16 protein-coding genes and 1 tRNA gene are annotated in these 21,141 nt (G+C 68.8%); 2 read left to right on the top strand and 15 right to left on the bottom strand.

Features of this window, described 5'->3' with window-relative positions:
- Nucleotides 1-16: 16 nt before the first annotated feature.
- From urtD to urtA, 4 genes are all read right to left on the bottom strand, one after another.
- Nucleotides 17-763, bottom strand: a complete 747-nt coding sequence (gene urtD / locus DXK32_RS12905; RefSeq protein WP_114858876.1) for an urea ABC transporter ATP-binding protein UrtD — start codon at nt 761-763, stop codon at nt 17-19.
- Between the two features lie 15 nt (nt 764-778).
- On the bottom strand, nt 779-1,945 hold the full coding sequence (urtC, locus tag DXK32_RS12900) for an urea ABC transporter permease subunit UrtC (protein ID WP_114858875.1): 1,167 nt from the start codon (nt 1,943-1,945) through the stop codon (nt 779-781).
- An 11-nt stretch (nt 1,946-1,956) separates the two neighbouring features.
- Complete coding sequence (urtB, locus tag DXK32_RS12895) at nt 1,957-2,883, bottom strand: urea ABC transporter permease subunit UrtB (RefSeq protein ID WP_114858874.1); 927 nt, start codon at nt 2,881-2,883, stop codon at nt 1,957-1,959.
- A 170-nt stretch (nt 2,884-3,053) separates the two neighbouring features.
- Nucleotides 3,054-4,328: an urea ABC transporter substrate-binding protein gene (urtA, locus tag DXK32_RS12890; RefSeq protein ID WP_114858873.1), complete on the bottom strand. Its 1,275-nt coding sequence runs from the start codon at nt 4,326-4,328 to the stop codon at nt 3,054-3,056.
- A 405-nt stretch (nt 4,329-4,733) separates the two neighbouring features.
- On the opposite strand from urtA, the gene DXK32_RS12885 reads away from it, so the two are divergent.
- Together DXK32_RS12885 and DXK32_RS12880 are read left to right on the top strand one after the other, a co-directional pair.
- A complete protein-coding gene (locus DXK32_RS12885) occupies nt 4,734-8,225 on the top strand; it encodes a hybrid sensor histidine kinase/response regulator (protein ID WP_247877123.1) in 3,492 nt (1,163 codons plus the stop codon).
- On the top strand, nt 8,194-9,132 hold the full coding sequence (locus DXK32_RS12880) for a response regulator transcription factor (RefSeq protein WP_247877122.1): 939 nt from the start codon (nt 8,194-8,196) through the stop codon (nt 9,130-9,132). Before DXK32_RS12885 ends, DXK32_RS12880 begins: the two co-directional genes overlap by 32 nt.
- A 12-nt stretch (nt 9,133-9,144) precedes the next feature.
- On the opposite strand, the gene DXK32_RS12875 is transcribed toward DXK32_RS12880, so the two are convergent.
- The 11 genes from DXK32_RS12875 to DXK32_RS12825 form a co-directional block, all read right to left on the bottom strand.
- Nucleotides 9,145-10,809, bottom strand: a complete 1,665-nt coding sequence (locus tag DXK32_RS12875) for a nitric oxide reductase activation protein NorD (RefSeq protein WP_162801160.1) — start codon at nt 10,807-10,809, stop codon at nt 9,145-9,147.
- A gap of 6 nt (nt 10,810-10,815) precedes the next feature.
- Nucleotides 10,816-11,613 carry a CbbQ/NirQ/NorQ/GpvN family protein gene (locus DXK32_RS12870; RefSeq protein ID WP_114858871.1) on the bottom strand — a complete coding sequence of 266 codons (798 nt, stop codon included), beginning with the start codon at nt 11,611-11,613 and terminating at the stop codon, nt 10,816-10,818.
- Between the two features lie 33 nt (nt 11,614-11,646).
- Nucleotides 11,647-12,684: an aliphatic amidase gene (locus tag DXK32_RS12865; protein WP_114858870.1), complete on the bottom strand. Its 1,038-nt coding sequence runs from the start codon at nt 12,682-12,684 to the stop codon at nt 11,647-11,649.
- 232 nt (nt 12,685-12,916) lie between these two features.
- Entirely contained in the window at nt 12,917-13,675 is a 759-nt protein-coding gene (locus tag DXK32_RS12860) for an SDR family oxidoreductase (protein WP_114858869.1), read from the bottom strand.
- Nucleotides 13,676-13,839: 164 nt separating this feature from the next.
- Entirely contained in the window at nt 13,840-14,793 is a 954-nt protein-coding gene (locus tag DXK32_RS12855; protein ID WP_114858868.1) for a GlxA family transcriptional regulator, read from the bottom strand.
- A 234-nt stretch (nt 14,794-15,027) separates the two neighbouring features.
- Nucleotides 15,028-16,023, bottom strand: coding sequence for an ABC transporter ATP-binding protein (locus DXK32_RS12850; protein ID WP_247877121.1), 996 nt, complete (start codon nt 16,021-16,023; stop codon nt 15,028-15,030).
- Complete coding sequence (locus DXK32_RS12845) at nt 16,013-17,020, bottom strand: ABC transporter ATP-binding protein (RefSeq protein ID WP_114858866.1); 1,008 nt, start codon at nt 17,018-17,020, stop codon at nt 16,013-16,015. Before DXK32_RS12845 ends, DXK32_RS12850 begins: the two co-directional genes overlap by 11 nt.
- Complete coding sequence (locus DXK32_RS12840) at nt 17,017-17,898, bottom strand: ABC transporter permease (protein WP_114858865.1); 882 nt, start codon at nt 17,896-17,898, stop codon at nt 17,017-17,019. The genes DXK32_RS12845 and DXK32_RS12840 overlap by 4 nt, the downstream gene beginning before the upstream one ends.
- A 3-nt stretch (nt 17,899-17,901) precedes the next feature.
- Entirely contained in the window at nt 17,902-18,870 is a 969-nt protein-coding gene (locus DXK32_RS12835; RefSeq protein ID WP_114858864.1) for an ABC transporter permease, read from the bottom strand.
- 6 nt (nt 18,871-18,876) lie between these two features.
- Complete coding sequence (locus DXK32_RS12830) at nt 18,877-20,532, bottom strand: ABC transporter substrate-binding protein (RefSeq protein WP_247877120.1); 1,656 nt, start codon at nt 20,530-20,532, stop codon at nt 18,877-18,879.
- Between the two features lie 418 nt (nt 20,533-20,950).
- Nucleotides 20,951-21,027: transfer RNA gene (locus tag DXK32_RS12825), tRNA-Met, on the bottom strand.
- Nucleotides 21,028-21,141 lie beyond the last annotated feature (114 nt).

Below are 21,141 nucleotides of genomic sequence, written 5' to 3'. Positions count from 1 at the left end.
AATGGCCTGGATAGCCTCAATGGCCCAGATAGACTTCGACGACCTTGGGATCGTTTTTCACCCGCTCCATGCTGCCTTCCGACAGGATCCTGCCCTGGTGCAGCACGGTGACGCGGTGGGCGATGTCCTCGACGAACTTCATGTCGTGCTCGATCACCAGCACCGAGCGGTTCTGGATGATGCGGTTCAGCAGCTCGGCGGTCTTCTTGCGCTCGTTGACGCTCATGCCGGCGACCGGCTCGTCGAGCATCAGCAGCTCGGGGTCCTGGATCAGCAGCATGCCGATCTCCAGCCATTGCTTCTGGCCGTGGCTGAGATGCTCGGCGCGCTGGTCGAGATGATCGGAGAGGAAGATCATCTCGGCGATCTCGGCCACCCGCTCGCGCACCGCGGCGTCGCGCTTGAAGGCGAGCGCGCCGAACACGCTGCGCCCGCGGGGGTAGGAAATCTCCAGATTCTCGAACACCGTCAGGTCGTCGTAGATCGATGGGTTCTGGAACTTGCGCCCGACGCCGGCGGTGACGATCTGGTGCTCCTTCATCGCGGTCAGTTCCCTGTTGCGGAACTTGATGGAGCCGCCGGACGCCTTGGTCCGCCCGCAGATGAGGTCGAGCACCGTGGTCTTGCCGGCGCCGTTGGGGCCGATGATGACGTGGATCTCGTTGCTGTCGACGTAGAAGGACAGGTCGTTGACCGCCTTGAACCCGTCGAAGGACACGGTCAGCCCCTCGACCGCCAGCAGGTAATCGGTGTTGTTGGCCATGGTCTCCGTCCCTCCTCAGTCGGCGGCGGTGTGGGGCGGGATGATCGGCGCCGCGGCGGCCGGCATCTTGGCCCGGCCGACGAACGGGCGGCGCAGCCGCGGGGCGATGTACTGCTGGTAGAGCCCGGCCAGCCCGTTGGGGAACACCATCACGACGCCGATGAACAGGGCGCCCATGGCGAACAGCCACAACTCCGGGAAGCTCTCCGACAGCATCGTCTTGGCCCAGTTGACCAGCAGCGTGCCGTAGACCGCGCCGAGCAGCGACAGCCGGCCGCCGACCGCGCAGTAGATGACCATCTCGATCGACGGCACGATGCCGACGAAGGACGGCGACATGAAGCCGACCTGCAGCGTGAACATCGCGCCGCCCACCGCCGACAGCGCCGCGGCGAAGCAGAAGACGAAGATCTTGAAGTTGGCGACGTCGTAGCCGGAGAAGCGGACCCGGTCCTCCTTGTCGCGCAGCGCCACCAGGATGCGCCCGAGCTTGGAGCGGCGGACAGTGAGGCAGAGCAGGATGCAGCCGATCAGCAGGGCGGCGTTGACGAAGTAGAGCACCAGCTTCGCCTCGTCGGTGCGGATGTCCCAGCCCTTCAGCGTGCGCAGGTCGGTGATGCCGTTGATGCCGCCGGTGTAGCCCTGCTGGCCGACGATCAGGATGGTCAGGATGGCGGCGAAGGCCTGGGTGATGATGGCGAAATAGACGCCGCCGACCCGCCGCTTGAACATCGCCAGCCCGACGATGAAGGCGAGCAGCGCCGGAACCGCCACCACCGCGACGATGGAGAAGGTCAGGCTGTGGAACGGCTCCCAAAACCAGGGCAGCGCCGTCAGCTGGTTCCAGTCCATGAAGTCGGGGATGCCGGGGGTGGACTGGATCTTGGTCGCCTCGGGGCTGGAGGCCTCCAGCTTCAGGAACATCGCCATGCAGTAGCCGCCGATGCCGAAGAAGATGCCCTGCCCCAGCGACAGGATGCCGGCGCTGCCCCAGCACAGCACGAGGCCGAGCGCCACGAAGGCGTAGGTCAGGTACTTGCCGACCATGTTCAGCCGGAAGATGTCGAGCCCCAGCGGCAGGACGATCACCAGCAGGGCGGCCAGCAGCAGGATGCCGACGACGTCCCCGTCGATGCGCCAGAGACCGCGGTCGAGAAGGCCGGTTTGAGGGTTGCGCGTCATGGAAGGACTCCTCAGCGGCGGACTTTGAGGACGAACAGGCCCTGCGGGCGCAGCATCAGGATCACGACGACGGTCAGCAGCGTCAGCACCTTGGCGGTGGAGCCGCTGAGGAAGAACTCCATCGTCGACTGGGCCTGGCTGATGGTGAAGGCCGACGCGATGGTGCCGACCAGGCTCTGGGCGCCGCCGAACACCACCACCAGGAAGGTGTCGACGATGTAGAGCTGGCCCGAGGTCGGGCCGGTCGAGCCGACCATGGTGAAGGCGCTTCCCGCCACCCCGGCGATGCCGCAGCCGAGCCCGAAGGTGTAGCGGTCGACCTTCTCGGTGTTGATGCCGACGGCGCCGGCCATCGTGCGGTTCTGCATCACCGCCCGCACGCCCTGGCCCCAGCGCGAGCGGAACATCACGGCGTAGATGACGGCGGTGATGCCCATGGTCAGGGCCATGACGAACAGGCCGTTGATCGGCACCTCGATGGTGTCGGTGACGGCGACCGAGCCCATCAGCCAGTCCGGCAGGACCACGCCGACCTCGCGCGCGCCGAAGACCGAGCGGAAGACCTGCTGGAGGATCAGGCTCAGCCCCCAGGTCGCCAGCAGCGTGTCGAGCGGGCGGCGGTAGAGGAAGCGGATCATCCCCCACTCCACCAGCATCCCCAGCGCCCCGCTGGCGACGAAGGCCAGGATCATGGCGATGAAGAAATAGGCCGGGAACAGCGCCGGCGCGGTGCTGGAGATGAAGTTGGAGCAGAGATAGGTCACGTAGGCGCCGAGGATCATGAACTCCCCGTGCGCCATGTTGATGACGCCCATCTGCCCGAAGATGATGGCGAGGCCCAGCGCCATCAGCACGAAAACGGAAAAGAGAATGAGCCCCGCGAATCCCTGCATGGCAAAGATCGACCCGAGCTCGGCCAGGCTGTAGCCCTCGAACATGATGGGAACTCCCGTGCGGTGATGCGGCGGAGTGCGGAGGCGGTTGCCCCCTCCCCGACCCTCCCCCTCTTCGAGGGAGAGGGGGCCAACTGCGAAGCGGCGGCCGTCCCCTCTCCCGCGGCAGCGGGGGAGGGTTAGGGAGGGGGCAACCGAAGCCGACGCCCCGCCCCTTACTGGTAGCCCTTCGGGAACGGGTTCGGCTCGATGAGGTCCGCCGTCTCGTAGACGACGTCGAACTGGCCGTCCGGACGGGCGCGGCCGACGCGGGTCTTGCTCCACAGGTGATGGTTCCCGTGGACGCGGACATAGCCTTCCGGCGCGCCGCTGAACTCGATGCCTTCCGACGCGACGGCGATCTTGTCGATGTCGAAGCTCTTGGCCTTCTCCACCGTCAGCTTCCACAGCCAGGGGCCGAGATAGCCGGCCTGGGTCACGTCGCCGATGACGCTGTTGGCGCCCCACATCGCCTTGAAGGCGGCGACGAACTTCTCGTTGTTGGGATTCTGCAGTGACTGGAAGTACTTCATGCAGGCGTAGGCCCCGGCGATGTTCTCGCCGCCGATGCCGAGCATCTCGTCCTCGGTGACCGAGATGGTCATCAGCACCTGCTTGTTGAGGTCGATGCCGGCCGCCTTCATCTGCTTGTAGAAGGCGACGTTCGAGCCGCCGACCACCGAGGCGTAGATGACGTCCGGCTTGGTCAGCTTGATCTTGTTGATGACCGAGTTGAACTGGGTGTGGCCGAGCGGGAAATACTCCTCGCCCACCACCTTCTGGCCCTTCATCTCGATGTGTTTGCGGGCGATCTTGTTGGAGGTGCGCGGCCAGATGTAGTCGGAGCCGATGAGGAAGAAGCTCTTGGCGCCCTTCTCCTTCGTCACCCAGTCCAGCCCGGCGAGGATCTGCTGGGTCGCCTCCTGCCCGGTGTAGATGACGTTCTTCGACTGCTCCAGCCCCTCGTAGAAGGTCGGGTAGTAGAGCATGCCGTTGTATTGCTCGAACACCGGCAGCACCGCCTTGCGCGAGGCCGAGGTCCAGCAGCCGAACACCGCCGCCACCTTGTCCTCGACCAGCAGCTTGCGGGCTTTCTCGGCGAAGGTCGGCCAGTCGCTGGCGCCGTCCTCCTGGATCACCTCGATCTTGCGGCCGAGCACGCCGCCCATCTCGTTGATCTGGGCGATGGCCAGCTTCTCGGCCTGGACTGATCCGGTCTCCGAGATCGCCATGGTGCCGGTGGTGGAATGCAGGATGCCGACCTTCACCGTGCTGTCGGTGACCGCCAGCTTCGTCGTGTTGACGGCGTCGGTCGGCAGCGCCTGGGCCAGCGCGCCGCGCGGCAGCAGCCCGACGGCCGGCAGCGCCGCCATGCCGAGGAGGAGCTTGCGGCGGAGCGGCGACGGCAGCCCGCCAACGGGCTTGCCCGCATCAAACTTGTCTGAGGACATGAAACCTCCTGATGTTCGCCGTTGTCGCCTTGCAACGACGGCGCGCAACCGGGCGCGGCCGTCGGACAGGCGGTGTTTTTTGGGGGGTGGGCGGAACGTTCCGCGTTAGGACAGCCCGATGGTTGGCCGAACAGTGCATCGCAGCAATACGTGGATTTGCGTATAGGGGCGCCGGTCGGCAAATCGTTATAAAATCGCGGGAGACTGGAACCGCCCGAGCGCCCGCAACCACCCGGAAGCGAGTGGAACAGTTGCCTCCACCCGCAAGAAACGACGTGATTCAACTCTGTTGTCTGGCCGATCTGTTCCTGACAGACTGGCGGGGACGGAGGATTTATTAGCGAAAATGCCCGGAAACAGGGCCAAGAAACAATCAGTGAGACAAACATATCCTCAGGAGGGTGAATGGGGCCGATGGCGGGGCGCCAGAGGGTGGTCGCGATCCGGCGGACCTACAACCGGTGGGTCGCCAACCAGACGCTGGAGGATTACGCGCTGCGCTTCACCGCGCGGAAGGCGCGGCGGTGGTCGCCGTTGCGCGTCGCCAACACCGCGCTCGGCTCGATCTCCTTCCTGGCGCTGGAGGCCATCGGCGGAGCGATCACGCTGAGCTATGGATTCACCAACGCGGCCCTCGCCATCCTGGCCGCCGCCGTCCTGATCTTCGCCAGCGCTTTGCCGATCAGCTACTACGCCAGCCGCTACGGCGTGGACATGGACTTGCTGACGCGCGGCGCCGGCTTCGGCTACATCGGCTCGACCATCACGTCGCTGATCTACGCCTCCTTCACCTTCATCTTCTTCGCCATCGAGGCGGCGATCATGGCGACGGCGCTGGAGATGGTCTTCGACCTGCCGCTGGCCGCCGGCTACGTCGTCAGCTCGCTCCTGGTCATCCCGCTGGTCGCCTACGGCTTCACCGTCATCAGCCGCCTCCAGCTGTGGACCCAGCCGCTGTGGCTGGCGCTGCACGCCCTGCCCTTCCTGTTCATCGCCGTCCAGGACCGCGAGGCCTTCAGCGCCTGGACCAGCTTCACCGGCCAGGCGGCGGAGGCGGGCGGCGCCTTCGACCTGATGCTGTTCGGTGCTGCGGCGTCGGTGGTGTTCTCCCTGCTGGCGCAGATCGGCGAGCAGGTGGATTTCATCCGCTTCCTGCCCTACGACCCCGCCGCCACCGGGACCAAGCGGCTGCGCTGGTGGGCGGCTCTGGTCGCCGCCGGGCCGGGCTGGATCGTCATCGGCACGATCAAGCTGCTGCTCGGCTCCTTCCTGGTGGTGCTGGCGCTGCAGAACGCCGTGCCGCTGGAGATGGCGGCGGAACCGACGCGGATGTACCTCGTCGCCTTCCAGTACGTGACGCCGTCGCCGCAGCTCGCCCTCGGCCTGACCGGCCTGTTCGTCGTGCTGTCGCAGCTCAAGATCAACGTCACCAACACCTACGCCGGCTCCATCGCCTGGTCGAACTTCTTCTCCCGCCTGACCCACAGCCATCCCGGCCGGGTGGTGTGGGTGGTGTTCAACGTCGTCATCGGCCTGATGCTGATGGAGTTGGGCATCTACAAGACGCTGGAGCCGGTGCTGGGCCTCTATTCCAGCGTCGCCGCCTCCTGGATCGGGGCGCTGGTCGCCGATCTGGTGGTGAACAAGCCGCTGGGCCTCAGCCCGCGCCACGTCGAGTTCAAGCGCGCCCACCTCTACGACATCAACCCGGTGGGCGTCGGCGCCATGCTGCTGGCGACGGCGCTGTCGATGCTGGCCTTCCTCGACGCGCTGGGGCCGACGCTGCGGGTCTGCGCGCCCTTCCTCGCCTTCGCCACCGCCTTCGTCGCGGCCCCGGCCATCGCCTGGGCGACGCGCGGCGGCACCTACATCGCGCGCCGCCCCTTCGACGACTGGAACGGCGCGGAGGCGATCCGCTGCTGCATCTGCCAGCACGCCTTCGAACCGGAGGACATGGCCCACTGCCCGGTCTATGCCGGAGCCATCTGCTCGCTCTGCTGCTCGCTGGACGCCCGCTGCGGCGACGGCTGCAAGACCGACGCGCGGATGGGCGTGCAGCTGCGCCGCGCGCTGGACGCCGTGCTGCCACCGCGGGCGGCGACGGCGCTGAAGGCGCGGCTCGGCCATTATCTGGGCGTCCTGCTGATGCTGGCGCTGGCGGTCGGCGCGGTGCTGGCGCTGGTCTATGTCGAGGTCGCCTCGGTCAACGCCGAGGCGCAGGCGCTGATCGGCAGCACGCTGTGGAAGGTCTTCTTCATCCTGATGATCGTCGCCGGCGTCGCCACCTGGCTGTTCGTCCTGGCGCGCGAGAGCCGCAGGGTGGCGCAGGAGGAGACGCAGAAGCAGACCGCCCTGCTGATCCGGGAGATCGAGGCCCACGAGCGCACCGACGCCCAGCTCCAGAAGGCGAAGGAGGCGGCCGAGGCGGCGAACCTCGCCAAGAGCCGCTATCTGGTCGGCATCGGCCACGAGTTCCGCACGCCGCTGAGCGCCATCTTCGGCTACGCGCAGATCCTGGAGCGCGACGCGGCCATGCCGCCGCACCGGGTCGACGCCGTCCGCGTCATCCGGCGCAGCGCCGAGCATCTGGCCGGCCTGCTCGACGGTCTGCTCGACGTGTCGAAGATCGAGAGCGGCCGGCTGCAGCTGAACCGCGGGGAGGTGCGCTTCGGCGACCTGCTCGACCAGCTCGTCGGCATGTTCCACCTGCAGGCGGAGGCCAAGGGAATCGCCTTCCGCTTCGACGCGCCGGAGGATCTGCCGCCGGTCGTCTTCACCGACGAGGGGCGCATCCGCCAGATCCTCATCAACCTGCTGTCCAACGCCATCAAGTTCACCGATTCCGGCTCGGTCTGCCTGCGCGTGCGCCACCGCAGCCAGATCGCCGAGTTCGAGGTGGAGGACACCGGCCCCGGCATCGCCGAGGCCGACCGCGAGCGCATCTTCGAACCGTTCGAGCGCGGGTCGGCCGCCAACCCGATGGTGCCCGGCATGGGCCTCGGCCTGACCATCACCAAGCTGCTGACCGAGGTGATGGGCGGCGAGATCACCGTGACCAGCACGCCCGGCAAGGGCAGCCTGTTCCGGGTGCGGCTGATGATGTCGGCGGCGATGCTGTCCACCGCCGCCAGCCAGCCCGACCACCCGATCCGCGGCTATCGCGGCCCGCGCCTGACCGTGCTGGTCACCGACGACGACCTCGCCCACCGCAGCCTGCTGTCCGACCTGCTGGCGGAGCTGGGCTTCACCGTGTTCAAGGCGACCGACGGGCCGACCTGCCTCGCCATGGCGGAACTGCACCGGCCGGACATCCTCCTGCTCGACATCTCCATGCCCGGCATGAACGGGCTGGAGGTGGCGCGGCGGCTGCGCGCCGCCGGCCACGGCGACACCACCATCATCCTGGTGTCCGCCGACACGCGGGAGGACCGCGCCGGTCCCGGTTCCGACGGCGACCAGCCCCACGACGGCTTCGCCGCCAAGCCGGTGTCCATCCCCAAGCTGCTGGCCTGCATCGGCCGGCTGCGCGGCATCGAATGGGAATACGAGGCGCCGGCCGACACCGACGCCGGGCCGCCGGTCTTCACCCCCTCGGAGCTGCCGCCTCAGCACCACATCGCCGAGCTGATCCATCTCGGCCGCATCGGCTACGTGCGCGGCATGCAGGCCAAGCTCGCCGAGATCGCCGCGGCCCATCCGGAGCTGGAGCGCTTCGTCGGCCGCATGCGCACGCTCGTCAGCAATTACGACCTCAACCAGTATATGGCCGCGCTGGAGGCGGTGCACCGCGATGACAAGTCCCGCGACGACAAGCCCCGCCATGACAATTCCCGCCATGACAACTCCCGCCATGACGAGTCCAGCCATGACGATGAAGCCCGTAACCAAACCGCGTGACGTCGTCCTCGTCGTCGACGACTCGCCCGAAGCCCTCAGCTTCCTGACCGACGCGCTGGAGGAGGCCGGGGTGACCGTGCTGGTGGCGCTGGACGGCCGCAAGGCGCTGGCCCTGCTGGAGCAGGTGACCCCCGACGTGATCCTGATGGACGCCATCATGCCGGGGCTGGACGGTTTCGAAACCTGCCGGCAGCTCAAGCGCAGCAGCCAGGTCGCCCATGTCCCGGTGATCTTCATGACCGGCCTGACCGAGACGGAGCACATCCTGAAGGGCTTCGCCGCCGGCGGGGTGGATTACGTCACCAAGCCCATCGTCGCCGAGACCCTGATCGCCCGCATGTACGCCCACCTTGCCAACGCCCGCGTCGCCCAGAGCACGCGGGCGGCGCTGGACGTCACCGGCCGCACCCTGCTGGCCGCCAACCACCGGGGCGAGGTGCTGTGGTGCACGCCGCAGACCACCCGCATGTTGGAGGCGGCCTTCGGCACCGCCGGGGGGGACGGCGTCTCCTTGCCGGAGGAGGCGCGGCGCTGGCTGGCCGACCGTCAGGCCGGCGGCCCCGGACGCAAGCCCGACAGCGTGGTGATCGCCACCGGCACGGACGGCCGCCGCCTGCGCCTGAGCCCGGTCGGCCAGACCGGTCCCGACGAAATTCTCCTGCAACTGGCCGAGGAGACGGGCGCCGGCGAGGACACCCAGCTCAAGGACAAGCTGTCCCTGACGCCGCGCGAGGCGGAGGTGCTGATGTGGGTCGCCAACGGCAAGCCCAACCGCGACATCGCCGAAATCCTCGGCCTCAGCCCGCGCACGGTCGACAAGCATCTGGAACAGATCTACGCGAAGCTCGGCGTCGAGAACCGCGCCGCCGCCGCCGCGATGGCGGTGCGGGCGCTGAACGGCCGGTAGACGTCCGCGGATTCAGCCGGTCAGCCGGACATAGACGGCCGGGAGGATGTCGGGCAGCCGCTCCACCCGGTCGACCGGCAGCACGTTGCGCCGGCCGAAGATGCGGTGATGCGTGTGGGGATCGCCGCCCAGCGCCACGCAGACCACGTCGATGCCCCGCCCGGCCAGCTCCCGCACCGCCTTGCGGGCGTCCTCCACCAGATGGCGGGGGTCGGGGCAGTCGATGTCGGACGGTTCGCCGTCGGTGACCAGCAGCAGCAGGCGGCGCAGCGTCGGCTGGGCGGACAGCGCCGCGCCGGCGTGGCGGATCGCCGCCCCCATCCGCGTCGACCAGCGCCCGTCCAGCCCCGCGAGGCGCCCGCGCGCCGCCGCGTCGTAGGGCTCGGCGAAGCGCTTGACCGGCAGCCAGTGCACCGCCTCCCGCCCATCGGAACGGAAAGCCGCCAGGGCGAAGCGGTCGCCGGCCGCGGCCAGCGGGCCGGCCAACAGGTCGGCCGACCGGCGTTCGAGGTCCAGCACCGTGCCGTCCCCCGCCGGATCGTTTGTGGAATGCGACGCGTCGAGCAGCAACAGGACCGACAGGTCGCGGCCCCGCCGCCGCACCCGCCGGTACACTCGCGTGTCCGGGGCATGCCCCTGTCGCCGGGCCGCGCTCGCCGCGACGCAGGCGTCGAGGTCGAGGGCGTCGCCCTCCCGCTGCCGCCGCAACCGCTCCGGCCGCGCCACCACCGCGTGGTGGACCAGGGCACGGACCCGCTGGACAAGACGGGGATCGGCGGGCGCGAGCAACGGCGGTCCATGCTCCGGAACGGCCTCGATCACCTGGACGAAATCGGGCCGGTGCAGGCCGATGCGGTGGTCCCATTCCGGGTAGCGCGCCACCGGCCGCAGCGCGGCGGTTTCGGCGACGGCGAGCGGCGCCGGCGCCGGTGGTGTCTGCGACGGCGCGTTTCGACGATGGCCCTCTTCCTCCACGGGCTCCGGCCGAACCGCCTCCAGCGGGTCGTCGGCGTCGCGCGGCGGCTCCGGCGGGGTGTCGTACAGCCAGAGTCCGCCGTTGTCGTCGCGATAGACGGGGTCGACGCGGTGCCCGCGGGCGTTGACCTGGACCCGCGTCTTGCCGAGGTCGCCGGCCAGATCGCCGCCGAGCCGCAGGCTGAACCCCGAGTCGTCCCAGCGCTCCGGCCGTTCGAAGAACAACCGCTGCCCCTTGTCCACCCAGGCGTTGCCGTCCCGGAATCCGGGGTCGAACAAGGCGCGCGCCAGCCGCTCCAGCAGGTCCGCCGCCATCAGGGACGGCGACGGTTCGACGCGATGGAACGGCGCCCACAGCCGCCGCAGGCCGGGAAGGCGCCGCATCGCCAGATGCTCGACCCGCGCGTCCTCGACCAGCGAGACGACGATGGTCAGAAGCGGCTTCAGCCCCTTGGCCGGCCACGGGCGCGAGAACATGCGGTGCGCCCCGACATGCGCCAGCGCCGCCCGGTAGAGGTCCAGGGACGGCCAGACCACGGGCAGCCGGACGAGGTCGGCGTCGAAGCGGGGCCGCTGCGCCGCCGGATCGCCCTCCCCGACCAAGGGCCGCAAGGGCGGATCGCTTCCCCACAACGCCGCCCCGTAGGCCCTCAGCCGGCGTTCGACATCGGCCAGGGCGATGTCTCCACCAACGCCGTCCATCGCCGGTCAGAAGCAGGCGCCGACCGCCGCCGCCAGCGCGTCGCGCAGGTCGGGGTCGTCGGTCAGCGGTAGGACGATGGCCATCCGGCAGGCGGCCTCCGGCGCGACGCCGCGGGCGATCAGCCGGCCGGCGTGGATCAGCATGCGGGTCGAGGCGCCCTCTTCCAGCCCGCGGCCGCGCAGGTTGCGGCTGCGCTCGGCCACAGCCACCACGCGCCGCGCCATCGCCGGGTCGATCCCGGCCTCGTGGGCGACGATCCCGGCCTCGACGGGCGCCGCCGGATAGCCGAACTCCAGCGCGGCGAAGCGCTGCTTGGTGGATTCCTTCAAATCCTTCGCCACGCTCTGATAGCCGGGGTTGTAGGCGACGACGAGCTGGAAGTCGGGATGGGCGGTCAGCAGCTCGTTCCGTTTGTCGAGCGGCAGCGCCCGCCGGTCGTCGGTCAGGGGATGGATGACGACCGTGGTGTCGGCGCGCGCCTCGACGATCTCGTCGAGGTAGCAGATGGCGCCGTGGCGCACCGCCAGGGTCAGCGGCCCGTCCTGCCAGACCGTCCCTTCCGCCTCCAGCAGGTAGCGGCCGACGAGGTCGGAGGCCGTCAAATCCTCGTTGCAGGCCACGGTGACGAGCGGCCGGCCGAGCCGCCACGCCATATGCTCGACGAAGCGGGTCTTGCCGCAGCCGGTCGGCCCCTTCAGCATCACCGGCAGGCGGTCGGCGTGGGCCGCCTCGAACAGCGCGATCTCGTCGCCGGCCGGGCGATAGTAGGGTTCCCGCGCGATCCGGTAGCTGTGGAGCGCCATGCCGTCCGCCTTTCGCGATGCGCGTGCCGGGGGTCAGCGGTGCGCCGGTTCGTCCGACGGGATGCCGTCGATCGGGCATTCGGGGGTGCCGACCGTCTTGCGGGTGAAGGATTCCACCATGGCCCGCGTGCCCTCGGGATCGCTCACCCACTGGCGATAGAAGTCGTAGGGACAGGCCGCCTCCCCTTTCACCCCGTCGTGGCTGTTGATCATGCCGGTGTAGCCGCGGTGGACCAGCTTGAAGAGGTGGTTTTCCGACTGGCCGTGCTTGCGGAAGTCGCGGATCAGCGACTTGGAGAGCTGGGCGTACTGGATGCCGTACTCCTCCTCGCCGCATTCGCCCAGCGTGCGGCCGTCGAAGCCGACGATGGCGGAATGGCCGAAGTAGGAATAGACGCCGTCGAAGCCGGCGGCGTTGGCCACCGCGACATAGGTGTTGTTGGCCCAGGCCATCGCCTTGGCCATCAGCACCTGCTGGTCCTTGGCCGGGTACATGTAGCCCTGGCAGCGGACGATCAGCTCCGCCCCCTTCATGGCGCAGTCGCGCCAGATTTCCGGATAATTGCCGTCGTCGCAGATGATCAGGCTGATTTTCAGGCCCTTCGGCCCCTCCGACACGTAGGTGCAGGTGCCGGGATACCAGCCCTCGATCGGCACCCAGGGCATGATCTTGCGGTATTTCTGCACGATCTCGCCCTGATCGTTCATCAGGATCAGGGTGTTGTAGGGCGCCTTGTGGGGATGCTCCTCGTGCCGCTCGCCGGTCAGGGAGAAGACGCCCCACACCTTCGCCTTGCGGCAGGCCGCGGCGAAAATCTCGGTCTCGTCGCCGGGGATGGTCGCGGCGGTCTCGTACATCTCCTTGGAATCATACATGATTCCGTGGGTCGAATATTCGGGGAAGATCACGAGGTCGAGGCCCGGCAGGCCCGTCTTCATGCCGATCAGCATGTCGGCGATCTTCTGCGCGTTCTCCAGCACCTCCGCCTTGGTGTGAAGGCGCGGCATCTTGTAATTGACGACGGCGACGCCGACGGTGTCGTTGCTGCTGGTGATATCGCCGTGGATCATCTCGATCTCCCTTGCGTGACGGGGGCACGGGGCGGCGCGCGCGGGAAGCGGGCTGAGAATCCGGCTTCCGCATTGTTTTCGCACGCTTCTTCGTCCCGACCGATCATCGGGGAGTGGCCGTCCGGCGGGAATACGCGATTCCCCGTATGGCCGGCCGCGGCCTCCGTCGGCGGCGCAGGAGAGGACCGCCGGGCGGGAACCCGGCGGCCCGTTCCCGTGACGGTGCGCCCGATCAGACCGGGATCGGGTTCTCGGCGATGTAGCTGTTGAAGCCCATCACCAACGCGTGCTCGTTGGGGCCGGCGTTGTCGCGCATCGGGCGGGCGCTTTCGACGATGGCCTCCTCCGCGTCGCTGGCCAGCGCGGCCATCGTCTGTTCGATGAAGGCGTCCAGCGGCATGGCGCGCGGATCGTCGCCCTTCTTGATCAGGTCGGTGTTGACCCAGGGCGGCGCGATCTCCTGCACGGCGACGCTGGTGTCGCGCAGCATGAAGCGCTGGGACAGCGTGTAGCTGTGCAGCGCCGCCTTGCTCGCCGAATAGACCGCCGTGGTGGCCAGCGGCGTGTAGGCGAGCACGGAGGTGTTGTTGACGATCACCGCGCGCGGCTGCGCCTTCAGATGCTCGATCAGCGCCGAGGTCATGCGGATCGGGCCGAGCAGGTTGGTGGTGAGGATCGCCTGCGCCTGCGCGTCGTCCATCGGGGCGGAGGCGTCGTCGAACGGCATGATCCCGGCGTTGTTGATCAGCACGTTCAGCGTCGGGTTCTCGGCGATCAGCCGCGCGGCCGCGGCCTGGATGCTGGCCGGGTCGGCAATGTCCAGCTCGATGGCCGTCATGCCGGGATTGGCGGCGGTCACCTCGTCGAGCAGGGCCTTGCGCCGGCCGGCGATGATGACCCGGTTGCCGAGCTTGTGGAACGCCTCGGCCAGCCCGCGGCCGATGCCGGAGGTTGCGCCGGTGATGAAGATGGTGTTGCCGGTGAGCTGCATGGTGTCATGTCCCTGGTTGGAAAAAGGTCGAGCGCGTGCGTCGCGGGAAGCCGAAGCATTCCCAGGAAAACGCTGTTTCGGATGATGGAAGGAGCCACCGCCGCCGATGCACGGCGGGAGCCATATCGTGTTGGTATCAGCCTAAGCCCGGTGCCGCCGGGCACTCACTCCAGCGCCGACAGACGGCCGCTTTCGACGGTGCGGCGGACCACCTGCGGCGGTTGTCCGTAGGCGCGCAGGAAGGCGCGGCGCATCCGCTCGCGGTCGGCGAAGCCGGTTTCGCGGGCGATGATGTCCATGGAATGGCGCCCTTCCTCCATCATCACCCGCGCCGCCTCCAGCCGCAGATGCTCGACGGCCTTGGCCGGGGTCTGGCCGGTCTCCTGGCGGAACAGGCGGCTGAACTGGCGCGGGCTGAGCGTCGCCGCCTCCGCCAGCTCCTCCACCGACAGGTCGTTCTTCAGATTCTCCTTGGCGTAGACCAGCGCCCGCCGGACCCGGTCGGAGCGCGGTTCCAGATCCAGCAGGGCCGAGAACTGCGATTGCCCGCCGGGGCGGCGCAGGTAGACCACCAGCTTGCGCGCCACCTGCTTGGCGACCTCGGCGCCGAAGTCGTCCTCGACCAGCGCCATGGCGAGATCGATGCCGGCGGTCATCCCGGCGGAGGTCCAGACAGGGCCGTCGACGCTGAAGATGCGGTCCTCCTCCACCTTCACCTTGGGATAGAGGCGCTGCAGGGTCCGGGCATGGCTCCAGTGGGTGGTGGCGCGGCGCCCGTCGAGCAGACCGGCCTCGGCCAGCACATAAGCGCCGGTGCAGATGCCGGCGACCCGTCGCGAGGCCGTGGCGGCGTCCCGCAGATAGGTGAGCAGACCGGGCGTGGACGGCTTGACCCGCAGCGATCCGATGGTGACGGTCGTGTCGAAGACGCCGACGCCGAACGGTTCGGTCTCGATGGCGAAGCCCAGCGAGTTGCGCACCGGCCCTCCCCGTTCCGACAGCACATGGACCCGGTAGGCCGGGCGGTCGAGCACGAGGTTGGCCATCTCGAAGGCCGACAGCGCGGCCATGCCCATCACCTGGAAATCGTCGAACACCACGAAACCGATGGTGAGCATGTCCCTCTCCGCCCCTGCCCCGTTCCGAAGCGGCAGCCCCCGGGGCTTCGATCCACCGGACGCTTGTGCGCTGGAGTCAGAGTATGCCGTGGCGCGCTTGGCTGGAATGTCAAAGACACCACGATTCCGGCCATGCCCACCGAACGGGCCGTCCGATTTTTCCTGGATCGGTGGCCGGGCGGGACCCCATGCTCAGCTCCCGGTCGCTGGTTGCGGGGTGGGCGCCTCCGCCCCTCACTCCGCGAAATGGCAGGCGACGAGGTGGCCCGGCGACAGCGCCCGCAGGGCCGGCGCCTCGTTCCGGCAACGGTCGGCGGCGATCGGACAACGGGTGTGGAAGCGGCAGCCCGACGGCAGGTCGTAGGGGCTGGGCGTGTCGCCGGCCAAGCCCGGTCCGGCGGGGGCGGAGGGACCGTCGATCCGTGGGGCCGCGTCGAGCAGGGCGCGGGTGTAGGGGTGGGCGGGCCGGCGCCACAGGCTGTCACGGCCGCCCAGCTCGACGATCCTTCCAAGATACATCACCGCCACCCGGTCGGAGACATGCTCCACCACCGACAGGTCATGGCCGATGAACAGGAAGCTGACGCCCAGCGTGCGCTGCAGGTCGGTCAGCAGGTTGAGGATCTGCGCCTGGACCGAGACGTCGAGCGCCGAGACGGGTTCGTCCAGAACCACGACCTTCGGTTCCAGCGCCAGCGCGCGGGCGATGCCGATGCGCTGGCGCTGGCCGCCGGAGAATTCGTGCGGTCGCCGCTGCGCCGCCTCGGGCGGCAGCCCGACCTTTCCCAGCAGGTCGGCGACGCGCGCCCGCCGTTCGGCGCGGGTGCCGATGCCGTGGATCTCCAGCGGCTCGGCCAGCAGATCGCCGACCGTCCAGCGCGGGTCGAGCGAGGCCGCCGGGTCCTGCAACACCATCTGGAGGTCGCGCCGCGCCGCGCGCATGCGCCGCCGCGAGGCGTGGGTGATGTCCGTTCCCCCCAGCCGGATGGTGCCGGCGCTGGGGTCGAGCAGCCGGACCACCGCCCGCGCCAGCGTCGATTTCCCGCAGCCGGACTCGCCGACGATGCCCAGAGTCTCGCCGGGCGCCAGCTCGAAGGACACGTCGTCCAGCGCGTGGACCACGCCGCGCGCCGTCCGGTACTCGACGGACAACCCGCTCACCTGAAGCACCGGAACGGCCGGCGCGGGGGTGGCGTTGGCCTCGGCGGCGAGCATGACGTCAGAGGGCATGGGTCTCTCCCGCGTGATGGCAGGCGACGAGGCCGCTTCCGGCCCGGCGCGGCGGCGGAACGGCCTGGACGCAACGCGCGTCGGCCAGCGGACAGCGCGGGGCGAAGGCGCAGCCGGGCGGCATCGCCGCCAGGGCCGGCACGGTGCCGGGAATCTCGGCCAGACGCTCCCGCTCGGCGCCGGCCGCACCGGCCCCCGCGCGCGGCTGCGCCGCGATCAGGCCGCGGGTGTAGGGGTGGAGGGGACCGGCGAAGAGGTCGCGGGTGTCGCGCTCCTCCACCTTGCGGCCGGCGTACATCACCAGCACGCGGTCGACGTAGCGCGACACCACGCCGAGGTCATGGGTGATGAAGACCACGGCGGTGCCCTGCTCCCGCCGCAGCTCGTCGATCAGGCCGAGGATCTGCGCCTGGATGGTGACGTCGAGCGCGGTGGTCGGCTCGTCGGCGACCAGCACGGCCGGAGCGCCGGCCAGCGCCATGGCGATCATCACCCGCTGGCGCATGCCGCCCGACAGGCGGTGCGGATACTCGGCGAAGCGGCGCTCCGGATCGGGAATGCGCACCCGCTCCAGCAGCGCCAGAGTCCGCTCGCGCGCCGCCTTGCGGCTGACCGCCTCGTGTTCGAGGATCGCCTCCATGATCTGCTCGCCCACGGTCAGCACCGGGTTGAGCGCGGTCATCGGCTCCTGGAAGATCATCGACATGCGGGCGCCGCGCACGCGCCGCAGCGCCGCCTCGTCGAGCGCCAGCAGGTCGCGGCCCTCCAGCCGCACCGTTCCGCCGGTCACCCGGCCGGGCGGCGGCACGAGGCCGAGCAGCGCCAGCGCGGTCAGCGACTTGCCGCAGCCGCTCTCGCCGACGATGGCGAGCATCTCGCCGCTCCGGACCGAGAAGGACAGCTCGCGCACCGCCGGCAACAGGCCGCGGCGGGTCTGGAAGCCGATCGACAGCCCGTCGACGGCCAGAACCGGCTCGCTCGACACAGGATCGCTCATCGCCGCTCGCCCTTTGTGTTCAGCACGTCGTTCAGCCCGTCGCCCAGCAGGTTCAGCGCCAGCACGGCGATGACGATGGCGACGCCGGGGATGGCGGCGACGTGCGGATCGGTGCGGATCGTCTCGCGCCCCGCCCCGACCATGCCGCCCCAGCTGACGACGTTGGGATCGCCGAGCCCGAGGAAGGACAGCGAGGACTCGGTGAGGATGGCGGTCGCCACCAGGATCGAGGCCGACACGATCACCGGCGCCAGCGCGTTCGGCAGGATGTGCCGGAAGATGATCCGGGCGTCGGACGCGCCGAGGATGATCGAGGCCTGGGCCAGCTCGCTGTTGCGCAGGCGCAGCACCTCCGCCCGCACCAGCCGCGCCAGCCCCGACCAGGAGGTGATGCCGATGGCCGCGGTGATGGTGGCGATGGACGGCTGCAGGATGGCGACCAGGGCCAGCGTGAACAGGAAGGGCGGGATGGTCTGGAACAGCTCGGTCACCCGCATCAGCGCCCGGTCGATCCGCCCGCCGTAATAGCCGGACAGCGCGCCGATGCCGATGCCGATCACCAGCGACACCAGGGCCGCCACCCCGCCGATCAGCAGCGAGACGCGGGCGCCGTGGAAGATGCCCGACGCCAGATCGCGCCCCATCATGTCGGTGCCGAGCGGGAACGCGGCGTCCTCGCCGGGACGCAGCAGCGGCATCCCCGCCATGTCCAGCGGGTCGCCGGTGAAGGCGATGTCGGCGAAGGCCGCCATGGCCAGGATGCCGGCCAGCAGGATCAGCCCCAGCAGCGCCGACGGGCGGCGCAGCAGCCGTCCGACGGTGGTGTCGCGGAAGTCCGCCCGCGCCGGCGGGAGGGAAACGGTCTCGGGAAGCGCCATCGGTCAGTTGAGTTCAATGCGGGGGTCGAGCAGCGTGTAGACGAGATCGACCGCGATGTTGACGAGGACCACGACCACCGACGAGCAGAAGAGGATGCCGAGCAGCAGGTTGAGGTCGCGCTGGAAGAGCGCCGCGAAGGCCAGACGGCCCAGCCCCGGCCAGGAGAACACCGTCTCGACCAGAACCGCCCCGCCGAGGATGGAGCCGAGCTGCACGCCGAGCGTGGTGACGATCGGCAGCAGGGCGTTGCGCAGCACGTGGCGCCAGGCGATGCGGCGGGGCCGCACCCCCTTGGCCCGCGCGGTGCGGACGAAGTCCTGGCCATAGACCTCCAGCATCGCCGCCCGCATCAGCCGGGCGTAGATGGCAAGGTAGAACAGTCCCAGCGTCACCGCCGGCAGCACCAGATGCAGCGCCACGTCACCGACCAGGGCGAGGCCGCTCAGATTGGCCTCGACGCTGGTCATCCCGCCGACCGGCAGCCAGTCCAGGATGACGGAGAAGACGACGATCAGCATGATGCCGACCCAGAAGACCGGGGTGGCGTAGAACAGCAGCGCCACGATGGAGATCACCGTGTCGGTCAGCTTCCCCGCCCGCCGCGCGGCGAGGAAGCCCAGCGAGCAGCCGGCGACCAGCGCGAAGCCGATGGCGGTCCCCATCAGCAGCAGCGTCGCCGGCAGGCGCTGAAGGATCAGCTCCGACACCGGCAGCGACTGGCGGAAGGAATAGCCGAGGTCGAAGGTCACCAGATTGCCGAGATAGCGCAGGAACTGGACGTGAAGCGGCTGGTCCAGCCCGAACTGCCGCCGCAGCGCCTCCATATACTCCGGCGTCGCCGCTCCGGACTCCCCCGCCAGCACCTGGGCCGCGTCGCCGGGCGCCAGATGCAGCAGGAAGAAGTTGATCAACGCGATGCCCAGGAGGACGAAGACCACCTGGGCGGCGCTGCGCCTGAGATAGGTCAGCACGGCGCGTCAGTTCCCCTTCGGGGCGTTCACGAAGCGGGCGTTCTTCAGCGAGGAATAGACCTGATCGCCCTGCTCGACGATGCCCTCGAGGTCGGCCGAATAGACCGAGAAGAAGTTCAGCTCCAGCAGCGGCAACGACGGCACGTCGCCCAGGACGATGTCCTGGAACTCGTTGAACTGGGCGACGCGCTTGGCCGGATCGCCCTCGACGCCGGCTTCCTGGATCAGGGCGTCGGCCTTGGCGTTGCGGTAGCCCGAACCGTTGGTCCAGGGCGTGCCGGTGCCGAGCCAGCCCGACCAGAAGGCGCGCACCACGCCGATCTGCGGATCGGGGAAGGCGTTGTTGTAGGAGATGGCGAAGTCGAAATCGCGGTCGACATAGACCCGCTTGATGAAGGCGGCGCTGTCCTGCGAGCGGATGGTCACCTCGATGCCGACGCGCTTCAGCGCCTGCTTGAGGAACTCGCCGGTGCGGCGGTAATCGTCGCCGTAGGGCAGGAAGTCATGGGTCAGCGTGAAGCGCACGCCGTTGGCGTCGCGCTTGAGTCCGGCCTCGTCCAGCAGCGCCTCGGCCTTCTTCACGTCGAAGGGGTACTGCGGCAGCTTGGCGTTGTGGAAGGTGACGAGCGACGACGGCACCGGGCTGATCGCCGGCTTGGCGTAGCCGAACCACACGATCTTCGCCAGGGCGGCGCGGTCGATGGCGTGGGCGATGGCCCGGCGCACCCGCACGTCCTTGAGATGCTGGTTCTCGATGTTGAAATCGAGGTAGAGCAGCGGCGACAGCCACTCGTAGCCGCGGGTGTCGACCTTCAGGCGCGGCAGCTTGGCCAGCCGCTCGGCGTCGCGGAAGGGCACCGGGTTGTAGGGGGCGTACTGGATCTCCCCCTTCTCGATGGCGGCGGCGCGGGCGGCGGCGTCGGGGATCATGCGGAACAGCAGCCGGTCGAGGTGCGGCTTGCCGGCCTCCCAATAATCCGGGTTGCGGGTCAGCTCGACGAACTCGCCGCGCTTCCACTCCTTGAAGACGAAGGGGCCGGTGCCGATCGGCTTGTTGTTGTACGGGTTGTTGAGGACGTCGGTGCCCTCGTAGAGGTGCTTGGGCAGGATCGGGGCGCCGACGCCGTTCAGCACCGACAGGATCGGCAGCGACGGCTTGGACAGGCGCAGGATGACGGTGGCGTCGTCCGGGGTGTCGACCTGGGTGACGTTCTCGAACAGCGACTTGTTGCGCGGGTGGATGGTCTTCCAGACATTCTCCAGCGACCATTTCACATCGGCGGCCGAGAAGGGCTGGCCGTCATGCCATTTCACACCGCTGCGCAGGTGGAACGTGATGGTCAGGCCGTCGGGCGCCACCTCCCAGCGTTCGGCCAGCGCGGGCTTCGGCTTCAGCTCGAAATCGTAGGTGACCAGACCGTCGAAGATGTTGCCGGCGACCACCTGGGTCGGCTGCGCCATGTTGGTCGAGGGCGTGAGCGTCACCGGCTCCGGCTGCAGGATGATGCTGAGGGTGCCGCCCTGGCGCGCCTCCTGCGCCGCGGCGCTGCCCAGCGGGCCGGGAATCACGCCGACCACCACGGCGGCGGTCATCATCGCCGCCGCAGCCACCACCAACCTCCGGCGGACACCGCCTGCGACCCGCCAATCCCGTCCCATCATGCTGCTCTCCGGCGCGAACTGTGTAAGGCGGCCGATTAAGCCCAGCGACCGCCGGGAGGTCAATATCATTTCACACAAAAGTATTTCTGGTATGCCACAAAAAACAACTGTTATATTAGTAGATACTCACGCCGAAAATGTGGGCTTGGCTGGGCATCGATGACGGGGTCGTCCAATCACGCCACCACCGCGTTGGTCACGGCCGGTACGGGAGGTGGATGTCCGATGCCCCCGCCATCCACCCACAGCAAGGCCACCGGGACGCGCTGAGCGAAGCGACCCGCGCCGACGCGATAAAAAACAGAAAAACGTTCGATGGGGCCTGATGCAGGCCTACCACACACCAAGTCCAACTCGGACGCGGCTGGTTTGAAATGCCGAAAGCCCGCCTCTTGCGAGACGGGCTTTCAACGCTTTTTGGTTGCGGGGGCAGGATTTGAACCTGCGACCTTCAGGTTATGAGCCTGACGAGCTACCGGGCTGCTCCACCCCGCGGGTGTTCCTTGGGACAGGACCGTGTGCGACGATTGTCAAGTGTTTGCGAAGCCTTGCTGCGTCCACGTCCTTGGATGGTTTGGCGTGTGCCGTGGTGACCTGGCGGCGACCTAC

The sequence above is a fragment of the Azospirillum brasilense genome, from assembly GCF_003349955.1.
GTDB lineage: Bacteria > Pseudomonadota > Alphaproteobacteria > Azospirillales > Azospirillaceae > Azospirillum > Azospirillum brasilense_B.
This window is presented reverse-complemented; position numbering and strand designations above follow the sequence as displayed.

Bases quoted from the DNA above. Each gene is read 5' to 3' on its own strand.
- urtD (WP_114858876.1), bottom strand. From the start codon at position 763: ATGGCCAACAACACCGATTACCTGCTGGCGGTCGAGGGGCTGACCGTG.
- urtC (WP_114858875.1), bottom strand. From the start codon at position 1,945: ATGACGCGCAACCCTCAAACCGGCCTTCTCGACCGCGGTCTCTGGCGC.
- urtB (WP_114858874.1), bottom strand. From the start codon at position 2,883: ATGTTCGAGGGCTACAGCCTGGCCGAGCTCGGGTCGATCTTTGCCATG.
- urtA (WP_114858873.1), bottom strand. From the start codon at position 4,328: ATGTCCTCAGACAAGTTTGATGCGGGCAAGCCCGTTGGCGGGCTGCCG.
- DXK32_RS12885 (WP_247877123.1), top strand. From the start codon at position 4,734: ATGGGGCCGATGGCGGGGCGCCAGAGGGTGGTCGCGATCCGGCGGACC.
- DXK32_RS12880 (WP_247877122.1), top strand. From the start codon at position 8,194: ATGACGATGAAGCCCGTAACCAAACCGCGTGACGTCGTCCTCGTCGTC.
- DXK32_RS12875 (WP_162801160.1), bottom strand. From the start codon at position 10,809: ATGGACGGCGTTGGTGGAGACATCGCCCTGGCCGATGTCGAACGCCGG.
- DXK32_RS12870 (WP_114858871.1), bottom strand. From the start codon at position 11,613: ATGGCGCTCCACAGCTACCGGATCGCGCGGGAACCCTACTATCGCCCG.
- DXK32_RS12865 (WP_114858870.1), bottom strand. From the start codon at position 12,684: ATGATCCACGGCGATATCACCAGCAGCAACGACACCGTCGGCGTCGCC.
- DXK32_RS12860 (WP_114858869.1), bottom strand. From the start codon at position 13,675: ATGCAGCTCACCGGCAACACCATCTTCATCACCGGCGCAACCTCCGGC.
- DXK32_RS12855 (WP_114858868.1), bottom strand. From the start codon at position 14,793: ATGCTCACCATCGGTTTCGTGGTGTTCGACGATTTCCAGGTGATGGGC.
- DXK32_RS12850 (WP_247877121.1), bottom strand. From the start codon at position 16,023: ATGCCCTCTGACGTCATGCTCGCCGCCGAGGCCAACGCCACCCCCGCG.
- DXK32_RS12845 (WP_114858866.1), bottom strand. From the start codon at position 17,020: ATGAGCGATCCTGTGTCGAGCGAGCCGGTTCTGGCCGTCGACGGGCTG.
- DXK32_RS12840 (WP_114858865.1), bottom strand. From the start codon at position 17,898: ATGGCGCTTCCCGAGACCGTTTCCCTCCCGCCGGCGCGGGCGGACTTC.
- DXK32_RS12830 (WP_247877120.1), bottom strand. From the start codon at position 20,532: ATGATGGGACGGGATTGGCGGGTCGCAGGCGGTGTCCGCCGGAGGTTG.